We start from the raw sequence: 17,171 nt of genomic DNA on the forward strand, positions 1-17,171 counted from the left end.
TGCGCAATTGCGCACAGGGGCGGGTGATCCAGTATTCCACCAGCGCCGGTGATTGAATCGATAGGCCGCGGCGTACTGGATGCCCCGGACAAGCCGGGGCATGACAGCGGAGAATGTGGCGCGGCCAACGGCCACCATTGAACCCTCCGGCCCACCCCGGCGACCAACGCCAAGCGCCCGTGCAGCTACGGCCGGGCTCAGGGGACATTTCAGATGGAAAGCATTCGGCCCGACACCACGGACCCGATCCCGTTGCGGCCCGCGCCGAATCAATTCGGCACGATCATGCTGCGCTTTGTCGGGCTGCTGGCGGTTGCGATCGCCATCCTGGCGTTCGTCTATAGCCGCTGAGCTGCGGCCGGATGCCGGCCGCGATCGTTAACGAATTCTTACCGGGCCGCTTCCGCGGTCGAGGCTTCCAGCGTGTAGGCGCCATCGGCGTAGCCCTTCGCCACCATGCCCGCGACCAGCATCACGGCCAGCGTCGCGGTCGCGAAGATGAATCCAACAAATTTGAGTGCGCCGCGATCAGCCATGGTCCTCGTCCCCTGTCGTCTGCCTATTCGTTTCAAATAGACAGCGACAGGTTCATAATTAGTTAGCAACTGACTGGTTCCGCGAAACTGCTTCGCCGTAACCATGTTGCGCAGGCTTATGGCAGCCACCCGGAATCGCGTCCATAGCGCGCGGGCAACACTCGCGCACTCATTTGCCCGTTCATCTTGGAACAGATCTAACCGCCCTTGCGCAGCGGCACGAAGGCGGAGGCGGTGATGGAATAGACCTCCTCGCCGCGCTGGTTGGTGCCGGTGGTGCGGGCCGTCAAAATGCCCCAGCCGGGACGGGAGGCGGAGGCGCGCTTGTCGATGACTTCATTGACGTAAGCGACGGTGTCGCCGGCGAGCACCGGCCTGATCCAGCGCAGGTCGCGAAAGCCCGGCGACGGGCCCCACACCGCGACCTCCTCGCCGCGCGAGGCGGCCTCGCGTGCCAGGCGCTGGCCGTCGGCGACAAGCAGGCTCATGCAGGCCGAGCCGAGATGCCAGCCCGAGGCCGCGAGCCCGCCGAACAGCGAGTTCTTGCCCTCCTCCTCGTCGAGGTGAAAGCGTTGCGGATCGAACTTGGCGGCGAAGGTCTTGATCTTTTCCGCCGTGAACGTATAGGCGCCGATCTCGCGGCGCTGACCGATCGCGATGTCTTCGAAGAACCGCATCAGGCCGCTCCCTCGCGCCGCTTGATCAGGATCGGCGAGGTCATCTCGGCGAGCGCCTGCCCCGCCGCATTGCGCGCGGTGCATTTGAACTTGACAATGCCGAGCTCAGGTCGGCTCTTCGAGGCCCGCGCCTCCAGGACATCGACGTCGAGCGTGAGATCGTCGCCGGGCCGCAGTGGCGACAGCCAGCGCACCTCGTCGACGCCGGGAGATCCCAGTGACGCGGCGCGCGTGATGAAGCCGTCGGCCATCATCCGCATCATCAGCGAGCACAGGTGCCAGCCCGAACCGGACAGGCCGCGCAGCATGCTCTCAGCTGCTGCCGCCTCGTCGAGGTGCATCGGCTGCGGATCGAACTCGGCGGCAAAGGCCAATATCTCGTCGCGGGTGACGTGGCGCGGGCCGAACGTTCCGAACCGGCCGGGCGGGAAATCTTCGAAGGTCAGGGTCATCTCGGGAAAGCTTTGCGGGAATGACAGATTGTGGCCGCACTTTGCGGCAATCTCAACCCGCCGGCCCGCATGGCTCGTGCTACATACTTGAGATCGGCGTTGATTTGAGTCGGATCGATCGACGGCCGAAGCCCGATTTGAAGTCCCGATTTGCCTTGCGATTTGCCTTGGGGAGAGCAATGTTCTCATTCAGCGACCTGTTCCAGTGGGACCGCTTCATCACGCCGACGATCATCAAGACCTTCTACTGGCTGGTGATCGCGCTGATCTGCCTGTTCGGGCTCTCCGGCATCTTCTCAGGGTTGGCCGCGATGGCGATCAGCCCATTCGGCGGCTTCCTGGTGCTGCTGTCGTCGATCGCCAGCGTCGTGGTCGGCATCGTGTTCTCGCGCATCGTCGCGGAGCTGATCCTGATCGTCTTCCGCATCAACGAGCATCTCGGCGCGATCAGGGACCAGGGATCAGGGATGCGGTGATTCCCGTCATTCCGGGGCGCCTCGAAGAGGCGAGCCCGGAATCCATTGAGCCACAGAACAAGCGTATAGATGGATTCCGGGCTCGCGCTTCGCGCGCCCCGGAATGACCAGCTCCTACGTATTAAACCTGAAATGCATCACGTCGCCGTCGGCGACGACGTAATCCTTGCCTTCGAGGCGGAGCTTGCCGGCATCGCGGGCACCGGCTTCGCCGCCGAGCGCGACGTAATCGTCATACGCGATGGTCTCGGCGCGGATAAAACCCTTCTCGAAATCGGTGTGGATCACGCCGGCCGCCGCCGGCGCCTTGGTGCCGCGATAGATGGTCCAGGCGCGCGCTTCCTTCGGGCCCACGGTGAAGTAGGTGATGAGGTCGAGCAGGGTGTAGCCGGCACGGATCAGGCGGTCGAGGCCGGCTTCTTCGAGGCCCAAAGTCTCCAGGAAGTCCGCGCGCTCGTCACGCGAGATGGTCGCGATCTCGGATTCGATCTTGGCGGAGATGACGACGGCAACTGCGCCCTCCTTCGCCGCCTGCTCCTCGACCGCCTTGGAGAAGGCGTTGCCGGTCGCGGCCGAGCCTTCCTCGACGTTGCAGACATAGAGCACGGGCTTGGACGACAGCAGGCCGAGCATCGAGAAGGCCCGCTCCTCCTCCGCCTTGCGCTCGACGAGGCGCGCGGGCTTGCCTTCGCGCAAGAGCACCAGGGTGCGGTTGACGAGATCGAGCTGCTCCTTGGCGTCCTTGTCGTTGCCCTTGGCCTTCTTGGTGAGATTGTCGACGCGCTTCTCGAGGCTGTCTAGGTCGGCGAGCATCAGCTCGGTCTCGATGGTCTCGATGTCCGCGAGCGGGGCGATCTTGCCTTCGACATGGGTGATGTCGGAATCTTCAAAGCAGCGCACCACATGCGCGATGGCGTCGACCTCGCGGATATTGGCGAGGAACTGGTTGCCGAGGCCTTCGCCCTTGGAGGCGCCGCGCACGAGGCCGGCGATGTCGACGAAGGTCAGCCGGGTCGGGATGATCTGGCCCGACTTGGCGATGGCCGCGAGCTTGTCGAGCCTGGGATCGGGCACGGCGACCTCGCCGACATTCGGCTCGATGGTGCAGAACGGATAGTTCGCGGCCTGCGCCGCGGCCGTCTCGGTCAGCGCATTGAACAAGGTCGACTTGCCGACATTGGGCAATCCGACGATCCCGCATTTGAATCCCATGGTGGTCCTGGCCTCCGCGCTTCGCGCGCAAATGTCTTTCGAACTCGTCATGCGCGGGCTTGATCCGCGCATCCATCGTCTTCGAAGGATGGATCGCCGGATCAAGTCCGGCGATGACAGGTGCTATTCCTTGCCGTTCTCGTCCTTGGTCAAAAACCCCTTCGCCTGCATGGCCAGATGCACCCTGTTGGCGAAGGTTGCGTCCGTGCCCTTGGCAAGCAGTGCGGCGTGCTCGGCCACCGCGTCGCAGAGCGTCGTCACCCATTCGTTGTCGGCCTTGGCGAAGTCCGACAGCACATGGCCGTGCACCAGCTCCTTGACGCCGGGATGACCGATGCCGAGGCGCACGCGGCGATAATCGTTGCCGATATGCGCCGAGATCGAGCGCAGGCCGTTGTGGCCGGCAATGCCGCCGCCGATCTTCACCCGCACCTTGCCTGGCGGCAGCTCGAGCTCGTCGTGGAACACGGTGGTGTCGCTGGTCGCAATCTTGAAGAAGCTCGCCGCTTCCTGAACGCTGCGTCCGGACTCGTTCATGTAGGTCGTGGGCTTGAGCAGGATCACGCGCTCGGTGCCGAGCGCACCTTCCGAGGTCTCGCCCTGAAAGCGGCGGCGCCACGGCGCAAAACCATGACGCCGCGCGATCTCGTCGACGGCCATGAAGCCGATATTGTGCCGGTTACGTGCGTATTTCGCGCCGGGATTGCCGAGCCCAACAAAGAGTCGCATGACGCGGCGCGCCCCCCGCTCGGCGCGCGGTCAAGGACCGCGCGCCAGCTTCGAGAGATTACTTCTTCTTGTCGCCGCCGGCGGGAGCCTTGGCAGCAGCGGCAGGAGCAGCAGCCGGAGCCGCAGCACCAGCGGCCGGAGCAGCCGCAGCGCCCGGGGCCGCACCAGCAGCGGCAGCCGCAGCAGCGGCCTTCTGCTCTTCGGCGTAACCGGACGGCGGCACGATGGTGACGAGGGTCGCGTCCTCGCGGGTCAGCGCCTTGACGCCGGCCGGTAGCTTGACGTCGGCCAGATGCAGGGAGTGACCGATCTCGAGCGAGCCGACATCGGCCTCGATATATTGCGGGATGCTCTCGACGCCGCATTCGAGCTCGATCGCGTGGGCGACGATGTTGACGGTGCCGCCGCGCTTCACGCCCGGGGAGGTTTCGGCCTTCACCACGTGCAGGGGAACGCTGATGCGGATGGTGGCGCCTTCGCCCAGCCGCATGAAGTCGACATGGATCGGGAAGTCCTTGACCGGATCGAGGTGATAGTCGCGCGGAATGACGCGGTGCTTCTTGCCCTCGAGGTCGATGTCGACCAGCGTGGTCAGGAACCGGCCGGCAAGGATGCGCTGGCGCAGTTCACGATCCTCGATCGAGATCGTCAGCGGGGGCTGGTTGTTGCCGTAGATCACTCCGGGCACTCGCCCGGCGCGACGCTCAGCCCGGGCGGCCCCCTTGCCGCTCTTCGGACGCGCGGTCGCCTTCAATTCCTTGACGGTCGTCGCCATGTCGTTAAGTCCTTGTTTTTGCAAAAGTTAATGGGCCGCAAGGCGGCCCATGGCATAATCCACAGCAAGCCTCCAGGGGTGCGGGGGCCGCGGACGTGGCGGGCTTTTACCCGGAAGCTGCGGAAATGACAAGGAGAATGGGCTGGTACCCTCCCCTGGAGGCCCGGGTCCTTACCCTCCCTTGGAGGGGGAGGATCGGCTCATATGGAGCGTAGCAAAACGTGAGCCGGGGTGGGGTGACAGTCTCTCGATCGAGGCGGTGCCCGAGTGGAGAGATCACCCCACCCCGGCGCTACGCGCCGACCCTCCCCCTCCAGGGGAGGGTAAGAGACCGCGCTTTACGACGTCGGGGTCCCCCCGAGCTTCGCCTCCAGCGCTGCGAGCCGCGCCTTCAGGGCTTCGTTCTCCTCACGCGCAAGGCGCGCCATGTCCTTGACCGCCTCGAACTCCTCGCGCTTGACGAGGTCCATGTCGCGCAGGAATTTTTCGGCCTGGCTGCGCATCACGGAATCGAACTCGCGCTTGACGCCCTGGGCAGCACCGGCGGCGTCGTTCATCAGGCGGCCGATCTCGTCGAAAAACCGGTTGTTGGTCTGGGTCATTGTGGGCCTCCGATAAACTTTGCGCGAACACGCAGAATGACAATGGCAATCCGACGGGGCCGGTTCAAGAGCGAAGCGGCGGTATCCTTGTCATGCGCCGGTTTCCTTGCAATCGTATTCAACGTCCCTGCATAAGAGGAATCACGGGGCGTCTGCCGGCGCCGACCGCCGCGATCCCGCTTGGACACAGAAGGCGCGATGCCGTTTCTGCTCATCGACTTCCCCGCCTTCAACCCGATCGCGCTCGAGATCGGTCCGTTCGCGATCAAATGGTATGCCTTGGCCTATATCTGCGGCATCGTGTTCGGCTGGCTTTATGCCCGCGCGCTGCTGAAGAGCGAACGCCTGTGGGGCGGACCCGCGCCGATCTCGCTGCTTCAGATCGACGACTTCATCCTGTGGGTCACGCTCGGCATCATCGTGGGGGGCCGCGCCGGCTACGTGCTGTTCTACAACCTGCCCTTCTTCATCGATCATCCCGCCGCGATCTTTAAGTTGTGGGAGGGCGGGATGTCGTTCCACGGCGGCTTCCTCGGCTGCGTCGTCGCGGTGATGTGGTTCGCCTGGCGCAATGGCATCTCGATCCTGTCGCTCGGCGACATCACCACCGCGGTCGCCCCGGTCGGGCTGTTGCTCGGACGCATCGCCAATTTCATCAACGGCGAATTGTGGGGCCGCGCCACCGACCCGACCCTGCCCTGGGCGATCATCTTCCCCAACGATCCGACGCAGTTGCCGCGGCATCCGAGCCAGCTCTACCAAGCCGGCATGGAGGGCATCCTGCTGTTCACGGTGCTCGCGATCATGATCCGGTTCGGTGCCTTGAAGCGCCCCGGCATGATCCTCGGCGCCTTCATCCTGGTCTATGGTCTGGCCCGCATCGCCGGCGAGCATTTCCGCGAGCCGGACGCGCAGCTCGGTTTCCTCTGGGGCGGATTAACCATGGGCATGCTGCTGTCGATCCCGATGCTTATCGTCGGCCTCATTCTTATTGTATTGGCAGTGAGGCGCGGTGCGCCGACGCCCGTCCAGGCCATTCGCTAATTCATTTCGAGAAGATCGCCGTGACCGACCAGCCGCTGCTCAACGAGATCAAGGCGCTGATCAAATCTTCCGGGCCCATGCCGGTCTGGCGGTACATGGAACTGTGCCTGATGCATCCGCGCTACGGCTATTACGTCTCGCGCGATCCGCTCGGGCGCGAGGGCGACTTCACCACGGCGCCCGAAGTCAGCCAGATGTTCGGCGAGCTCTTGGGGTTGTGGACCGCCTCGGTCTGGAAGCAGATGGGCTCGCCGCAATTTGTGCGGCTGATCGAGCTCGGCCCCGGCCGCGGCACCATGATGGCGGATGCGCTGCGCGCGCTCCGCGTGCTGCCCCCGCTCTACCAGGCGCTCCACATCCACATGGTCGAGGTCAATCCCGTGTTGCGGGACCGGCAGAGCGCGACGCTCGCCAACGTGCGCAACATCGCCTGGCACGACAGCATCGACGAGGTGCCGGAGGGCCCCAGCATCATCCTCGCCAACGAATATTTCGACGTGCTGCCGATCCACCAGATGGTCCGGCTCGAGAACGGCTGGCACGAGCGCGTGATCGAGATCGATCCCAACGGCAAGCTTCAGTTCGGCGCGGCGCCGGAGCCGACGCCTCGCTTCGACGTGCTGCTGCCGCCCCTGGTGCGCGCCGCCCCCATCGGCGCCGTGTTCGAGTGGCGCCCCGACGGCGAGATCATGAAGCTTGCCACGCGCGTGCGCGACCAGGACGGCGCGGCGCTCATCATCGATTACGGCCACCTCCGCAGCGACGCCGGCGACACGTTCCAGGCGATTGCGCGCCACACCTTCGCCGATCCCTTGAAGGCGCCGGGCCAGGCCGACGTCACCGCCCATGTCGATTTCCAGGCGCTGGCGCGCGCGGCCGAGGATGTCGGCGCGCGCGTGCATGGGCCGGTGACGCAAGGCGACTTCCTCAAGCGGATCGGCATCGACACCCGCGCCGCCGCCTTGATGCAGAAAGCAGCGCCCGACGTCGCCACCGACATTTCGGTGGCGCTCAAGCGCCTGACCGATACCGGGCGTGGCGGCATGGGCTCGATGTTCAAGGTGCTCGGCATCTCGGAGCCGCGGCTGGCAAGCCTTGCCGGCCTCAGCGATCTCGAACAGACAGGAGAGGCCTCATGACGATAGCTTCGTCGCTGCTGTCGGCCGTGCCCGGCCTGCGCCATGCCTTCTTCACCCGCGAAGGCGGCGTCTCCGGCGGCATTTATTCCGCGCTGAACGGCGGGCTCGGCTCCAACGACGATCAGACCCTGGTCGCCGAGAACCGGCGCCGCATGGCCGAGCATGTCGGCGTTGCGCCCGAGCGCTTCCTCAGCCTGCACCAGATCCATTCGCCCGACGTGCTGGTTGCCGAGGCACCGTGGCCGAGCGGGCCACGGCCGAAGGGCGATGCGCTGGTGACGAAGACGCCAGGCATCGCGCTCGGCGTCTCCACCGCCGATTGCGGGCCGGTGCTGTTCGTCGATCCCCAGGCGCGCGTGATCGGTGGCGCGCATGCGGGGTGGAAGGGCGCACTGACGGGCGTGCTGGATTCCACCATCGCGGCGATGGAGCAGCTCGGCGCCACGCGCGGCGGCATCATCGCCGCGATCGGCCCCTTGATCCGCCAGGACAGCTACGAGGTCGGCAACGAGTTCGTCGCGCGCTTCATCGAACAGGATGCCGAGAACGCTGTGTTCTTCATCCCCTCGGTGCGCGAGGGCCACGCGATGTTCGATCTCGCCGGCTTCATCCGCAAGCGGCTCGAGGCCGCCGGCATCCTGATGATCGACGATCTCGGCCTCGACACCTACGCCGACGAGCGCTTCTTCAGCTATCGCCGTTCGGTCCATCGCAAGGAGCCGGATTACGGCCGTCACGTTCACGCGATTGCGCTGGATGGGTGAACACAGGGGCAACCCCGTGTCACTCCGGGGCTCGCGAAGCGAGAACCCGGAATCCATCGTGCGGCAATTCACGCGGCGAAATGGATTCCGGGTTCGATGCTTGCGCATCGCCCCGGAGTGACAGTGGGGATGTGTCGCGCCTGCCCTAGACCTTAATCGATTTTAACGATATCGCTGCCCTCCATAATGAGGGACGCGTCATTCATCTTCCGCCGCGCGGGTTCGCGCGTGCTGGCGGTCATGCTGCTGGCGGCGGCGGCCGCGCTGGGCGGCTGCGCCGGCGGCGGCGGCACTGCCGCCAATTCCTATGCGATGGCGCCGAGCGCCGGCAGCGGGGCCACTATCGCCTTCGAATCGATCGACGGGCCACCTCCGCAAGTGTTCGACCGCATGGTCGGCGTGCTCGATAGCGAATCCAAGCTGCGCAGCCTGTCCGTGGTCTCCCGCGAAGGTACGGCTGCCTATCGCGTGCGCAGCTACCTCTCCGCCCAGGTGGTGCGCGGCAAGACCGTGATCGCCTGGGTCTGGGACGTCTACGACGCCAACCAGCAGCGCGTGCTGCGTCTCTCCGGCGAGGAACCGACCTCGGCCAAGGGCGGGCGCGACGCGTGGTCGGCTGCCGACGACCTCGTGCTGCGGAAGATCGCCCAGGCCGGATTCAGCGGACTTTCCAACATGATCAACGGAACGCCGGATGCACCCGGCGCGGCTCCGGCATTGCGGGGACCGGCGGTGGCCAGCGTCGTCAAGGACGCTCCCGCGCAGGACATGCCGGCATCAGCGCTCGGCTATGCCGAGCAATAACCCCCGCTAAACCACGGCCTCAACTTGCGGCCAAGCCGTTGGCCCGACTCAGGATTTTCGAAGGGAAAACGTAGCATCCCGGGTTGCCATCGCGGCCTTCCGCCTGATATTTCCTCGCCCGTCGTAACCGTGCTGCCAGCGGGTATTCTCAGATGTTGAAGGTCGTATCCAGCAAAGCGCGGGAGGAAGCGTCCATGTCGGCCAAAAACGGCTCCATCAAGCTCGTCGCCGGCAACTCCAATCCGGCCCTCGCCCAGGCGATCGCGCAAGGGCTCGACCTGCCGCTGACCAAGGCGGTGGTGCGGCGCTTCGCCGACATGGAGATCTTCGTCGAGATCCAGGAGAACGTCCGCGGCTCGGATGCCTTCGTCATCCAGTCGACCTCGTTCCCCGCCAACGATCATCTGATGGAATTGCTGATCATCACCGACGCGCTGCGCCGCTCCTCGGCGCGCCGCATCACCGCAGTGCTGCCCTATTTCGGCTACGCAAGGCAGGACCGTAAATCAGGCTCGCGCACGCCGATCTCGGCCAAGCTCGTCGCCAACATGATCACGCAGGCCGGCGTCGACCGCGTCATGACGCTCGACCTGCATGCCGGCCAGATCCAGGGCTTCTTCGACATCCCGACCGACAACCTGTTCGCCGCGCCGCTGATGGTGCGCGACATCAAGGACAAGTTCGACCTGACCAAGACGATGGTGGTCTCGCCCGACGTCGGCGGCGTCGCCCGCGCGCGCGGCCTCGCCAAGCGCATCAACACCCCGCTCGCGATCGTCGACAAGCGCCGCGAGCGCCCGGGTGAATCCGAGGTCATGAACGTGATCGGCGACGTCTCCGGCCACACCTGCATCCTTGTCGACGACATCGTCGATTCCGGCGGCACACTGGTGAACGCGGCCGATGCGCTGCTCGCCAAGGGCGCCAAGGACGTCTACGCCTACATCACCCACGGCGTGCTCTCCGGCGGCGCCGCCGCCCGCATCGCCGGCTCCAGGCTGAAGGAGCTGGTGATTACCGATTCGATCCTGCCGACCGACGCGGTGACCAAGGCGCCGAACATCCGCACCCTGCCGATCGCCAGCCTGATCTCGGATGCGATCGCGCGCACGGCGGCGGAAGAATCGGTGTCGAGCCTGTTCGACTGATTTGATCTAGCACCGTCATTCCGGGGCGGCGCGTCAGCGCCGAACCCGGAATCCATCTTGCAGCAATCCGTGTCGATCAATGGATTCCGGGCTCGCGCTGCGCGCGCCCCGGAATGACCATTGCCTACCCCACGATCCCCGCCGCGACCTGGCCGCGCAAACGCTCCAAGCCGTGCAACGTCTCCGCACAGGCGGTCGCGACCTCGACGCCCTTGATCGCAAAGTGCTTGCGGAAGAAATCGTAGTGCGCCTCGGTCTCGTGGAATTGCTGCGGCGTCAGCACGGCCGAGAACACCGGCACCTCTGTGCGCAGCTGCACGTCCATCAGCGCCTTGATCACGGTGTCGGCGACGAATTCGTGGCGGTAGATGCCGCCGTCGACGACGAGACCGGCCGCGACGATCGCGGTGTAGCGCCGCGTCTTGGCGAGGACCTGCGCGTGCAGCGGGATCTCGAACGAGCCCGGCACCTCGAACACGTCGACATGGGTGAGGTGGCGGGCTTCTGCCTCCTTCATGAAGGCGATGCGGGCTTCCGCGACCACGTCGCGGTGCCAGCAGGCCTGCACGAAGGCCACCCGCTGCGGCTTGGCGAAACGCGGATGCGCAGGGGCCGGATCCACGGGAACCGGCGGCGGCGTTTGGGACGTTTCGGTTTGGGGGTCTTGCAGCATCTGATTCATGGCTTTCCTCGGTTTAAGGACCAGAATCAGGGCACACGGAACGACAAACAGCCGCACCTTGCGATGCGTCTGCCACCGACCGTTCTCTTTCATCCGGACTTTAACCGTCGGCTTCGGAGTTGCACCGAATCTGCTGACCCTTCCGTTCGGGATAAACCCTTGCGGAAGGCGCTCGCGGGCTTGGGCTTGTCGGCCCTTACCGCCGGTGGGGACTTTCACCCCGCCCTGAGAACATCGGCCGTCCGGGATGAACGGCCTATCAGGAAATATGCCGCCGCCGGGCAGTCGCGGCAAGCGTGTTCCGCATGGGCCAAGCGCATGGTCCCATGCCCGCACGGCGGTCCGGCCCTCGCCCCACGGAATTTGCGGCGAGCTTTTTTGCCGAATCCGATTCCGGTTTGTTCTCGTCCGTTAAGGATTGTGGCGGAGATGAGCTGTGGACGAACGAGTCCTGGCTTGTGGACGGACTCGCGACCCCGTTGCGCAGATTCCGCAAATCACATCACTTGATCCGCGACAGGCCCGCGCTGATCCGAGGGATCGCAACAGCGACTCCGAGGGGATTGCAAAGGCTGATCCGAGGGACGCCGCAGCGACGTTTAGGGAGTGCGCGCCGGGCCCAACCGCGTGCGTATCAAAGACAACAAGAAGGCAAGAGGTCGAGACGGCATGTCCCTGCTCGAAGGCACTATCGATTCCAGAAACCATCCGCTCGCGGTGGTCGAGGACATCGCCGCCAGCAACAACTGGCCGTTCGAACGCTCCGGCGAGGACGAGCTCACGATTGTCTCCAAGGGACAATGGACCGACTACCAGCTCTCCTTTACCTGGATGGGCGAGATCGAGGCGCTGCATCTGGCCTGCGCCTTCGACATGAAGATTCCGCCCGCGCGCCGCGGCGAGGTGCAGCGGCTCGTCGCCGCCGTCAACGAGCAGCTGTGGGTCGGCCATTTCGACCTGTGGACCACCACCGGCATGGTGATGCACCGCCAGGCCTTGGTGCTGCCGGGCGGCCTTACCGCCTCGCCGGCGCAATGCGAGGTCATGCTCGCCGGCGCCATTCATGCCTGCGAGCGCTACTTCCCGGCGTTCCAGTTCGTGGTGTGGGCCGGCAAGAGCACGGCGGAGGCGATGGACGCGGCAATGTTCGATACGGTGGGCGAGGCCTAGGACTCGCAATGCGTGGGGGAGCCGCAGCTCCCTCCCTACGTCATCCCGGACAAGCGCGCCCAAAGCGCGCGCCGATCCGGGATCCATACCGCGTGATGGCCACTTGTGGCACGCGGCTTGTTGCCGACACCTCGATCCACTAGAACCGCCTGTGGTTATGCGACGAGCAATCGCTCGCGCAGGGATCCCCGCCCCCCGTGCGCAATTGCGCACTAGGCGGGGATGACAGCAAACGCGTGGCAAGGGCGATGGCAAACAACCCTCTTCAAAACATCACCGGCACCATCCTGCTCGCCGGCGCCGGCAAGATGGGCGGCGCGATGCTGACCGGATGGCTTTCGGGCGGGCTCGATCCGCGCCGCGTCGCGGTGATCGAGCCGCACATTGCGCCCGAGATCTCCGCGCTGGCCGCCAAGGGCGTCGTGCTCAATCCTGATGTGAGCGCCGCCGGCGCCGTCGAGACGCTGGTCGTGGCGGTGAAGCCGCAGATGTTCCGCGAGGCCGGCGCCAAGCTGAAGCCGTTCGTCTCGGAGAAGACGTCGGTGGTCTCGATCATGGCAGGCACCACGATCGCCTCGCTCCAGGAGGTCTGTGGCGGCGCCGTGGTGCGCGCGATGCCGAACACGCCGGCAGCGATCGGCCGCGGCATCACCGTCGCTGTTGCCGCGAACAACGTCAGCGCCGCGCAGCGCGCGGTGGCGGATGCGCTGCTGCGCGCCACCGGCTCGGTCGAATGGGTCGAGGATGAAGGATTGATGGACGCGGTCACCGCCGTGTCCGGCTCGGGCCCGGCCTATGTGTTCCTGCTCGCCGAAGAGCTCGCCCGCGCCGGCGTCGAAGCGGGATTGCCGGAGGCGCTGGCGACCAAGCTCGCCCGCGAGACCGTCGCCGGCTCCGGCGAGCTGCTGCACCAGTCGGAGCTGCCGTCCAGCGCCCTGCGCCAGAACGTCACCTCGCCCGGCGGCACCACGGCCGCCGCGCTCAGTGTGCTGATGGGCGAGCCGGGCCTGCGCGAACTCATGATCCGCGCCATCGCCGCGGCCACGCAGCGGTCGAAGGAATTGGCGAAGTAGACGGATCAGAGCGCTTCGGCGGCCGAATGCGCGGCGATCCCGGTCGTTGCCGATAGGGAGAGCAATCGTGAACCTCTACGCGAAACTTCTCGAACGACAGGCCGAGCGGCGCCCCATCAAAATCGGACTGATCGGGGCGGGCAAGTTCGGCGCAATGTATCTCCATCAAGTCCTGCGTACGCCGGGCGTCCATCTCGTTGGAATTGCTGACCTGTCCCCATCGCGTGCCCGCGAAAACCTGTACCGGGTGGGGTGGCGCCCGGAGCAGTTCGCCGCGACCTCACTCGGGGATGCTCTCAAGTACGGCACGACCTTCCTGACCGACGACTGGGAAGCGCTTGTGAAGTGCGAAGGCATCGAGGTGATCGCAGAGTGCACCGGCAATCCTGTCGCGGCGGTCGAGCACTGCCTCGGCGCCTTTTCTGCAGGCAAGGCCGTCATCAACGTGACCGTCGAAGCCGACGCCTTCTGCGGACCGATCCTCGCGCAGAGAGCCAGGCAGGCCGGCGTGATCTACAGCCTGGCCTATGGCGATCAGCCGGCTCTCGCTTGCGACCTCGTAGATTGGGCGAGGGCCTGCGGTTTTCCCGTCGTGGCAGCGGGCCGTGGCCACAAATGGCTGCCGCATTACCGGGAATCCACGCCCGAAACGGTCTGGGATCACTGGGGATTGTCTGCAGAGCAAGCTGCGCGCGGGGGCATGAATCCAAAAATGTTCAACGCGTTCCTCGACGGCTCCAAGCCTGCGATTGAATCTGCCGCGATCGCGAACGCAACCGGCCTGGAGGCGCCCTCGCATGGCCTTGCATTCCCACCGGGATCGGTCGACGACATCCCCACGCTGATGCGCCCCCGTTCGGAGGGCGGCATCCTGGAATCCAAGGGCCAGGTCGAGGTCGTATCCTGCCTGACGGCCGAAGGCAGGCCCATCCCCAACGACATCCGCAAGGGCGTGTGGGTCTGTTTCGAAGGCGACAGCGATTACATCCGCAACTGTTTCCAGGAATACAGCGTCGTCACCGATCCGAGCGGTCGTTACATGAGCTCCTACAAGAAGTGGCATCTCATAGGGCTGGAGCTTGGAATTTCAGTTGCCTCGATCGCTCTGCGCAATGAGGCGACAGGCGTCGCCACGACGTTCAACGCCGATGTTGCTGCCACAGCCAAGAAGGACTTGCGCGAGGGAGACATGCTCGACGGAGAAGGCGGCTACAGCGTCTTCGGCAAACTGACGCCCGCCAGCACCTCCCTTGAAAAGCGCTATCTGCCACTCGGGCTTGCGCACAATGTGCGATTGACCAAGGCGGTAGCCAAAGACACCTGCATCACCTGGGCGGATGTGGCGATTGACGAGAGGCTGTCTGCCGTGCGTCTCCGCAGGGAGCAGGAAACGTCGTATTCGTCTCCAAAAGCGCGGAAGGTGGATTAGGCGAAATCCACAGCCGCGTTAAGCCCCGAGCCGCTTGTTGAACATCTCGACATTGACGAGCCCGCGGGCGTGGCGGCCTTCGCCGAGCTTGCGCGGGCCCTCGAATGCCTCAACCTCGAAGCGAATGACGCGGCGCTCGACCGCGACCACCTTTGCAGTGGTCCGCACGGTCGCACCGACGAGCGCGGCGGCAAGATGGCGGATGTCGACCTCGGTACCGACAGTGACCCAACCCGGCTGAAGCGCGGCGCGGATCGCATCGCCCGATGTCATCTCCATCTCCAGGATCATCATCGGCGTCGCGTAGACAAAAGGCATGCCTGATACGAAATGCCCGACGGTGCGCTCCACCGGGACCACCAGCGTGCGCTCGGCGCTCATGCCTGTTGTGATGAAGTCGCGTGCGTCCATGGACCCTCACACTCAGTGTCGTCCCGGACAAGCGCGCCTTAAGCGCGCGCCGATCCGGGACCCATAACCACAGGATCAAGTTTGGCGAAGGCTCGGAGTTACCGGCTGGCCCAATACCACTCCCTGTGGTTATGGGTCCCCGCCTTCGCGGGGACGACAGCGGTGAATGCAGAACCGTCGACCGCTACTTCTTCGCCGCCGCCGCACGCTCCACGAAGGTCTTGCCGCCCTTCATCTTGTGACGGAGCGGGGCTTCGTTGATCTGGATGACGACGGCATCGGCATCGACGCCGAGATTCTTCACCAGCGCCTGGGTGATGTCGCGCATCATGCCGGCCTTCTGCTCGTCGGTACGGCCTTCGGCCATGCTGATGGTGATCTCAGGCATTGTTCTCTCCCTGCTGCTGTCGTCATGCCCGGGCTTGTCCCGGCCATCCACGTTCTCATCTATCAAACAAGACGTGGATGCCCGGGACAAGCCCGGGCAGGACGCGGCCTGCGAATAGCTAGCCCCACTTCACGTCATGGCGGCCCAGGACCTCGCGCACTTTTGCGACGAGATCGGCTTCGCTGCACGAGAACTGCGCCGGCCGGGTCTCGCGCCATTCCTGATTGGAGGCGATCGCAGCGGCCGCCTTGGCGCCCTCGATCAGGTCCTTGACCTGCACTTCGCCGCGCGCCTTTTCATCCGAGCCCTGGATGATGACGCAAGGTGAGTTGCGGCGATCGGCATATTTGAGCTGGTTGCCCATGTTCTTCGGGTTGCCCAGATAGAGCTCGGCGCGGATGCCCGCGGTACGCAAGCTCGCGACCATCTTCTGGTAGTCGGCCACGCGGTCGCGGTCGAACACGGTGACGACGACCGGGCCGAACTCGGGCCGCGTGTCGAGCTTGCCGAGCAGCGTCAGCGCGGCCTGCAGCCGCGACACGCCAATCGAGAATCCGGTTGCCGGCACCGGCTCGCCGCGGAAGCGCGAGACGAGGCCGTCATAACGCCCGCCGCCGCCGACCGAGCCGAAGCGCACCGGGCGGCCCTTCTCGTCCTTGGTATCGAGCAGGAGTTCGACCTCGTAGACGGGGCCGGTGTAATATTCGAGGCCGCGCACGACCGAGGGATCGATCTTGATACGATCCGCGCCATAGCCCGAGGCCGTGACCAGTTTTGCAATCTCTTCCAGCTCGCTGACGCCGGCCTGACCGACTTCGCTCTTGGCGAGATAGGTTTCTGCCGCGGCAATTGCTTCTCTCCAATCCTCGCGCGGCTTGGTGATGGCGAGAACAACATCGGCTTCCGCCGCGCTCAAATTGGCGCCTTTGGTGAAGTCGCCCTTGCCTTCCTCGCCGCCATCCCAGCGTCCGGGACCGAGCAGCTTGCGCACTTCATCGGCGGAAAACTTGTCGAGCTTGTCGATCGCACGCAGCACGGTCAGTCGGCGCGCCGCATTCTCTTCACCCGCGAGGCCAATGGCTTCCAGAACGCCGTCGAGCACCTTGCGGTTGTTCACCTTCACCACGTACTGGCCGCGCGCGATGCCGAGCGCCTCCATCGTGTCCGCCGCCATCATGCAGATCTCGGCGTCCGCCGCCGGCGTCGCCGAGCCGACGGTGTCGGCATCGAACTGCATGAATTGGCGGAAGCGGCCCGGGCCGGGCTTCTCGTTGCGGAAGACGTAGCCGACGCGGTAGCTGCGATAGGGCAGCACCAGACCGTCGGTGCCGTAGCGCTCACCGACATAGCGCGCGAGCGGCGCGGTGAGGTCGTAGCGCAGGCTGATCCATTGCTCGTCGTCGTCCTGGAACGAGAACACGCCCTCGTTGGGGCGATCCTGGTCGGGCAGGAATTTGCCGAGCGCGTCGGTGTATTCCATCGCCGGCGTTTCCACCGGCTCGAAACCGTAGAGTTCGTAGACGGCGCGGATCTTTTCGACCATCTCGCGCGTCGCCCGGATCGCGGCAGGGTCGCGATCCTCGAGCCCGCGCGGCAGGCGCGCCTTCAGTTTCTGGGGTTTTTTGGGTTTCTCGGCCATGCGGGCGTTTACCAGCCGCGG

At 65.2% G+C, this 17,171-nt stretch carries 21 protein-coding genes and 1 riboswitch; of the genes, 10 read left to right on the plus strand and 11 right to left on the minus strand.

The features are described from left to right. Window positions 1–213: 213 nt before the first annotated feature. Window positions 214–351, plus strand: a complete 138-nt coding sequence (locus tag I6F33_RS23880) for a hypothetical protein (protein WP_007614812.1) — start codon at window positions 214–216, stop codon at window positions 349–351. A gap of 38 nt (window positions 352–389) precedes the next feature. Here the strand turns inward: I6F33_RS23880 and I6F33_RS23885 are convergent, their stop codons facing one another. From I6F33_RS23885 to I6F33_RS23895, 3 genes are all read right to left on the minus strand, one after another. Continuing rightward, on the minus strand, window positions 390–536 hold the full coding sequence (locus tag I6F33_RS23885) for a hypothetical protein (RefSeq protein WP_036009412.1): 147 nt from the start codon (window positions 534–536) through the stop codon (window positions 390–392). Window positions 537–733: 197 nt separating this feature from the next. Next, on the minus strand, window positions 734–1,213 hold the full coding sequence (locus I6F33_RS23890) for a MaoC family dehydratase (RefSeq protein WP_225144301.1): 480 nt from the start codon (window positions 1,211–1,213) through the stop codon (window positions 734–736). Then, complete coding sequence (locus tag I6F33_RS23895; protein ID WP_036027191.1) at window positions 1,213–1,665, minus strand: MaoC family dehydratase; 453 nt, start codon at window positions 1,663–1,665, stop codon at window positions 1,213–1,215. Before I6F33_RS23895 ends, I6F33_RS23890 begins: the two co-directional genes overlap by 1 nt. Window positions 1,666–1,844: 179 nt before the next feature. On the opposite strand from I6F33_RS23895, the gene I6F33_RS23900 reads away from it, so the two are divergent. Further along, entirely contained in the window at window positions 1,845–2,141 is a 297-nt protein-coding gene (locus tag I6F33_RS23900) for a DUF4282 domain-containing protein (RefSeq protein WP_028134403.1), read from the plus strand. Between the two features lie 114 nt (window positions 2,142–2,255). Here I6F33_RS23900 and ychF read toward each other — a convergent pair whose 3' ends face one another. The 4 genes from ychF to I6F33_RS23920 all read right to left on the minus strand — a co-directional run bounded on the left by ychF (window position 2,256) and on the right by I6F33_RS23920 (window position 5,459). Further along, the gene (gene ychF, locus I6F33_RS23905) at window positions 2,256–3,353 is read right to left on the minus strand and encodes a redox-regulated ATPase YchF (RefSeq protein WP_036009406.1); all 1,098 of its coding nucleotides are present in this window, start codon (window positions 3,351–3,353) and stop codon (window positions 2,256–2,258) included. 123 nt (window positions 3,354–3,476) lie between these two features. Then, window positions 3,477–4,082 carry an aminoacyl-tRNA hydrolase gene (gene pth, locus I6F33_RS23910; RefSeq protein ID WP_225133874.1) on the minus strand — a complete coding sequence of 202 codons (606 nt, stop codon included), beginning with the start codon at window positions 4,080–4,082 and terminating at the stop codon, window positions 3,477–3,479. A 58-nt stretch (window positions 4,083–4,140) separates the two neighbouring features. Further along, entirely contained in the window at window positions 4,141–4,857 is a 717-nt protein-coding gene (locus tag I6F33_RS23915) for a 50S ribosomal protein L25/general stress protein Ctc (RefSeq protein ID WP_057027685.1), read from the minus strand. Between the two features lie 338 nt (window positions 4,858–5,195). Continuing rightward, a complete protein-coding gene (locus I6F33_RS23920; protein WP_057027684.1) occupies window positions 5,196–5,459 on the minus strand; it encodes an accessory factor UbiK family protein in 264 nt (87 codons plus the stop codon). 198 nt (window positions 5,460–5,657) lie between these two features. Between I6F33_RS23920 and lgt the strand changes: the two genes are divergently transcribed. The 5 genes from lgt to I6F33_RS23945 all read left to right on the plus strand — a co-directional run bounded on the left by lgt (window position 5,658) and on the right by I6F33_RS23945 (window position 10,358). Continuing rightward, entirely contained in the window at window positions 5,658–6,503 is an 846-nt protein-coding gene (gene lgt / locus I6F33_RS23925; RefSeq protein WP_036027175.1) for a prolipoprotein diacylglyceryl transferase, read from the plus strand. A gap of 20 nt (window positions 6,504–6,523) precedes the next feature. Next, window positions 6,524–7,642, plus strand: coding sequence for an SAM-dependent methyltransferase (locus tag I6F33_RS23930; RefSeq protein WP_225144302.1), 1,119 nt, complete (start codon window positions 6,524–6,526; stop codon window positions 7,640–7,642). Further along, a complete protein-coding gene (gene pgeF, locus I6F33_RS23935) occupies window positions 7,639–8,406 on the plus strand; it encodes a peptidoglycan editing factor PgeF (RefSeq protein WP_225144303.1) in 768 nt (255 codons plus the stop codon). Before I6F33_RS23930 ends, pgeF begins: the two co-directional genes overlap by 4 nt. Window positions 8,407–8,592: 186 nt before the next feature. After that, window positions 8,593–9,210, plus strand: a complete 618-nt coding sequence (locus I6F33_RS23940; protein WP_225144304.1) for a hypothetical protein — start codon at window positions 8,593–8,595, stop codon at window positions 9,208–9,210. Window positions 9,211–9,404: 194 nt separating this feature from the next. Then, window positions 9,405–10,358 (plus strand): ribose-phosphate pyrophosphokinase, encoded by a 954-nt coding sequence (locus I6F33_RS23945; protein ID WP_036009398.1) that lies wholly within the window; start codon window positions 9,405–9,407, stop codon window positions 10,356–10,358. Between the two features lie 124 nt (window positions 10,359–10,482). Here the strand turns inward: I6F33_RS23945 and I6F33_RS23950 are convergent, their stop codons facing one another. Further along, the gene (locus I6F33_RS23950; protein WP_225144305.1) at window positions 10,483–11,040 is read right to left on the minus strand and encodes a 6,7-dimethyl-8-ribityllumazine synthase; all 558 of its coding nucleotides are present in this window, start codon (window positions 11,038–11,040) and stop codon (window positions 10,483–10,485) included. Window positions 11,041–11,117: 77 nt separating this feature from the next. Next, a riboswitch (FMN riboswitch) is annotated at window positions 11,118–11,277 on the minus strand. A gap of 432 nt (window positions 11,278–11,709) precedes the next feature. On the opposite strand from I6F33_RS23950, the gene I6F33_RS23955 reads away from it, so the two are divergent. The 3 genes from I6F33_RS23955 to I6F33_RS23965 all read left to right on the plus strand — a co-directional run bounded on the left by I6F33_RS23955 (window position 11,710) and on the right by I6F33_RS23965 (window position 14,712). Beyond that, window positions 11,710–12,210 (plus strand): YbjN domain-containing protein, encoded by a 501-nt coding sequence (locus I6F33_RS23955; RefSeq protein ID WP_036009392.1) that lies wholly within the window; start codon window positions 11,710–11,712, stop codon window positions 12,208–12,210. Window positions 12,211–12,458: 248 nt separating this feature from the next. After that, window positions 12,459–13,283: a pyrroline-5-carboxylate reductase gene (gene proC, locus I6F33_RS23960; protein ID WP_225144306.1), complete on the plus strand. Its 825-nt coding sequence runs from the start codon at window positions 12,459–12,461 to the stop codon at window positions 13,281–13,283. A 67-nt stretch (window positions 13,284–13,350) separates the two neighbouring features. After that, the gene (locus I6F33_RS23965; RefSeq protein ID WP_225144307.1) at window positions 13,351–14,712 is read left to right on the plus strand and encodes a flagellar biosynthesis protein FlgA; all 1,362 of its coding nucleotides are present in this window, start codon (window positions 13,351–13,353) and stop codon (window positions 14,710–14,712) included. 18 nt (window positions 14,713–14,730) lie between these two features. Here I6F33_RS23965 and I6F33_RS23970 read toward each other — a convergent pair whose 3' ends face one another. From I6F33_RS23970 to hisS, 3 genes are all read right to left on the minus strand, one after another. After that, window positions 14,731–15,123: a thioesterase family protein gene (locus tag I6F33_RS23970; RefSeq protein WP_225144308.1), complete on the minus strand. Its 393-nt coding sequence runs from the start codon at window positions 15,121–15,123 to the stop codon at window positions 14,731–14,733. Between the two features lie 184 nt (window positions 15,124–15,307). Then, a complete protein-coding gene (locus tag I6F33_RS23975; protein ID WP_275498569.1) occupies window positions 15,308–15,562 on the minus strand; it encodes a tautomerase family protein in 255 nt (84 codons plus the stop codon). A 67-nt stretch (window positions 15,563–15,629) separates the two neighbouring features. Continuing rightward, on the minus strand, window positions 15,630–17,150 hold the full coding sequence (hisS, locus tag I6F33_RS23980; protein WP_225144309.1) for a histidine--tRNA ligase: 1,521 nt from the start codon (window positions 17,148–17,150) through the stop codon (window positions 15,630–15,632). Between the last annotated feature and the right edge of the window lie 21 nt (window positions 17,151–17,171).

Origin of the sequence: Bradyrhizobium sp. BRP20 (genome assembly GCF_020194215.1) — a bacterium.
GTDB lineage: Bacteria > Pseudomonadota > Alphaproteobacteria > Rhizobiales > Xanthobacteraceae > Bradyrhizobium > Bradyrhizobium yuanmingense.

Excerpts from the sequence above, each read along its gene's own strand:
- I6F33_RS23940 (WP_225144304.1), top strand. The coding sequence starts at position 8,593 with ATGAGGGACGCGTCATTCATCTTCCGCCGCGCGGGTTCGCGCGTGCTG.
- I6F33_RS23920 (WP_057027684.1), bottom strand. The coding sequence starts at position 5,459 with ATGACCCAGACCAACAACCGGTTTTTCGACGAGATCGGCCGCCTGATG.
- pth (WP_225133874.1), bottom strand. The coding sequence starts at position 4,082 with ATGCGACTCTTTGTTGGGCTCGGCAATCCCGGCGCGAAATACGCACGT.
- I6F33_RS23895 (WP_036027191.1), bottom strand. The coding sequence starts at position 1,665 with ATGACCCTGACCTTCGAAGATTTCCCGCCCGGCCGGTTCGGAACGTTC.
- I6F33_RS23885 (WP_036009412.1), bottom strand. The coding sequence starts at position 536 with ATGGCTGATCGCGGCGCACTCAAATTTGTTGGATTCATCTTCGCGACC.
- I6F33_RS23880 (WP_007614812.1), top strand. The coding sequence starts at position 214 with ATGGAAAGCATTCGGCCCGACACCACGGACCCGATCCCGTTGCGGCCC.
- I6F33_RS23900 (WP_028134403.1), top strand. The coding sequence starts at position 1,845 with ATGTTCTCATTCAGCGACCTGTTCCAGTGGGACCGCTTCATCACGCCG.
- I6F33_RS23890 (WP_225144301.1), bottom strand. The coding sequence starts at position 1,213 with ATGCGGTTCTTCGAAGACATCGCGATCGGTCAGCGCCGCGAGATCGGC.
- ychF (WP_036009406.1), bottom strand. The coding sequence starts at position 3,353 with ATGGGATTCAAATGCGGGATCGTCGGATTGCCCAATGTCGGCAAGTCG.
- I6F33_RS23950 (WP_225144305.1), bottom strand. The coding sequence starts at position 11,040 with ATGAATCAGATGCTGCAAGACCCCCAAACCGAAACGTCCCAAACGCCG.
- I6F33_RS23955 (WP_036009392.1), top strand. The coding sequence starts at position 11,710 with ATGTCCCTGCTCGAAGGCACTATCGATTCCAGAAACCATCCGCTCGCG.
- hisS (WP_225144309.1), bottom strand. The coding sequence starts at position 17,150 with ATGGCCGAGAAACCCAAAAAACCCCAGAAACTGAAGGCGCGCCTGCCG.
- proC (WP_225144306.1), top strand. The coding sequence starts at position 12,459 with ATGGCAAACAACCCTCTTCAAAACATCACCGGCACCATCCTGCTCGCC.
- lgt (WP_036027175.1), top strand. The coding sequence starts at position 5,658 with ATGCCGTTTCTGCTCATCGACTTCCCCGCCTTCAACCCGATCGCGCTC.
- I6F33_RS23970 (WP_225144308.1), bottom strand. The coding sequence starts at position 15,123 with ATGGACGCACGCGACTTCATCACAACAGGCATGAGCGCCGAGCGCACG.
- I6F33_RS23945 (WP_036009398.1), top strand. The coding sequence starts at position 9,405 with ATGTCGGCCAAAAACGGCTCCATCAAGCTCGTCGCCGGCAACTCCAAT.
- I6F33_RS23915 (WP_057027685.1), bottom strand. The coding sequence starts at position 4,857 with ATGGCGACGACCGTCAAGGAATTGAAGGCGACCGCGCGTCCGAAGAGC.
- pgeF (WP_225144303.1), top strand. The coding sequence starts at position 7,639 with ATGACGATAGCTTCGTCGCTGCTGTCGGCCGTGCCCGGCCTGCGCCAT.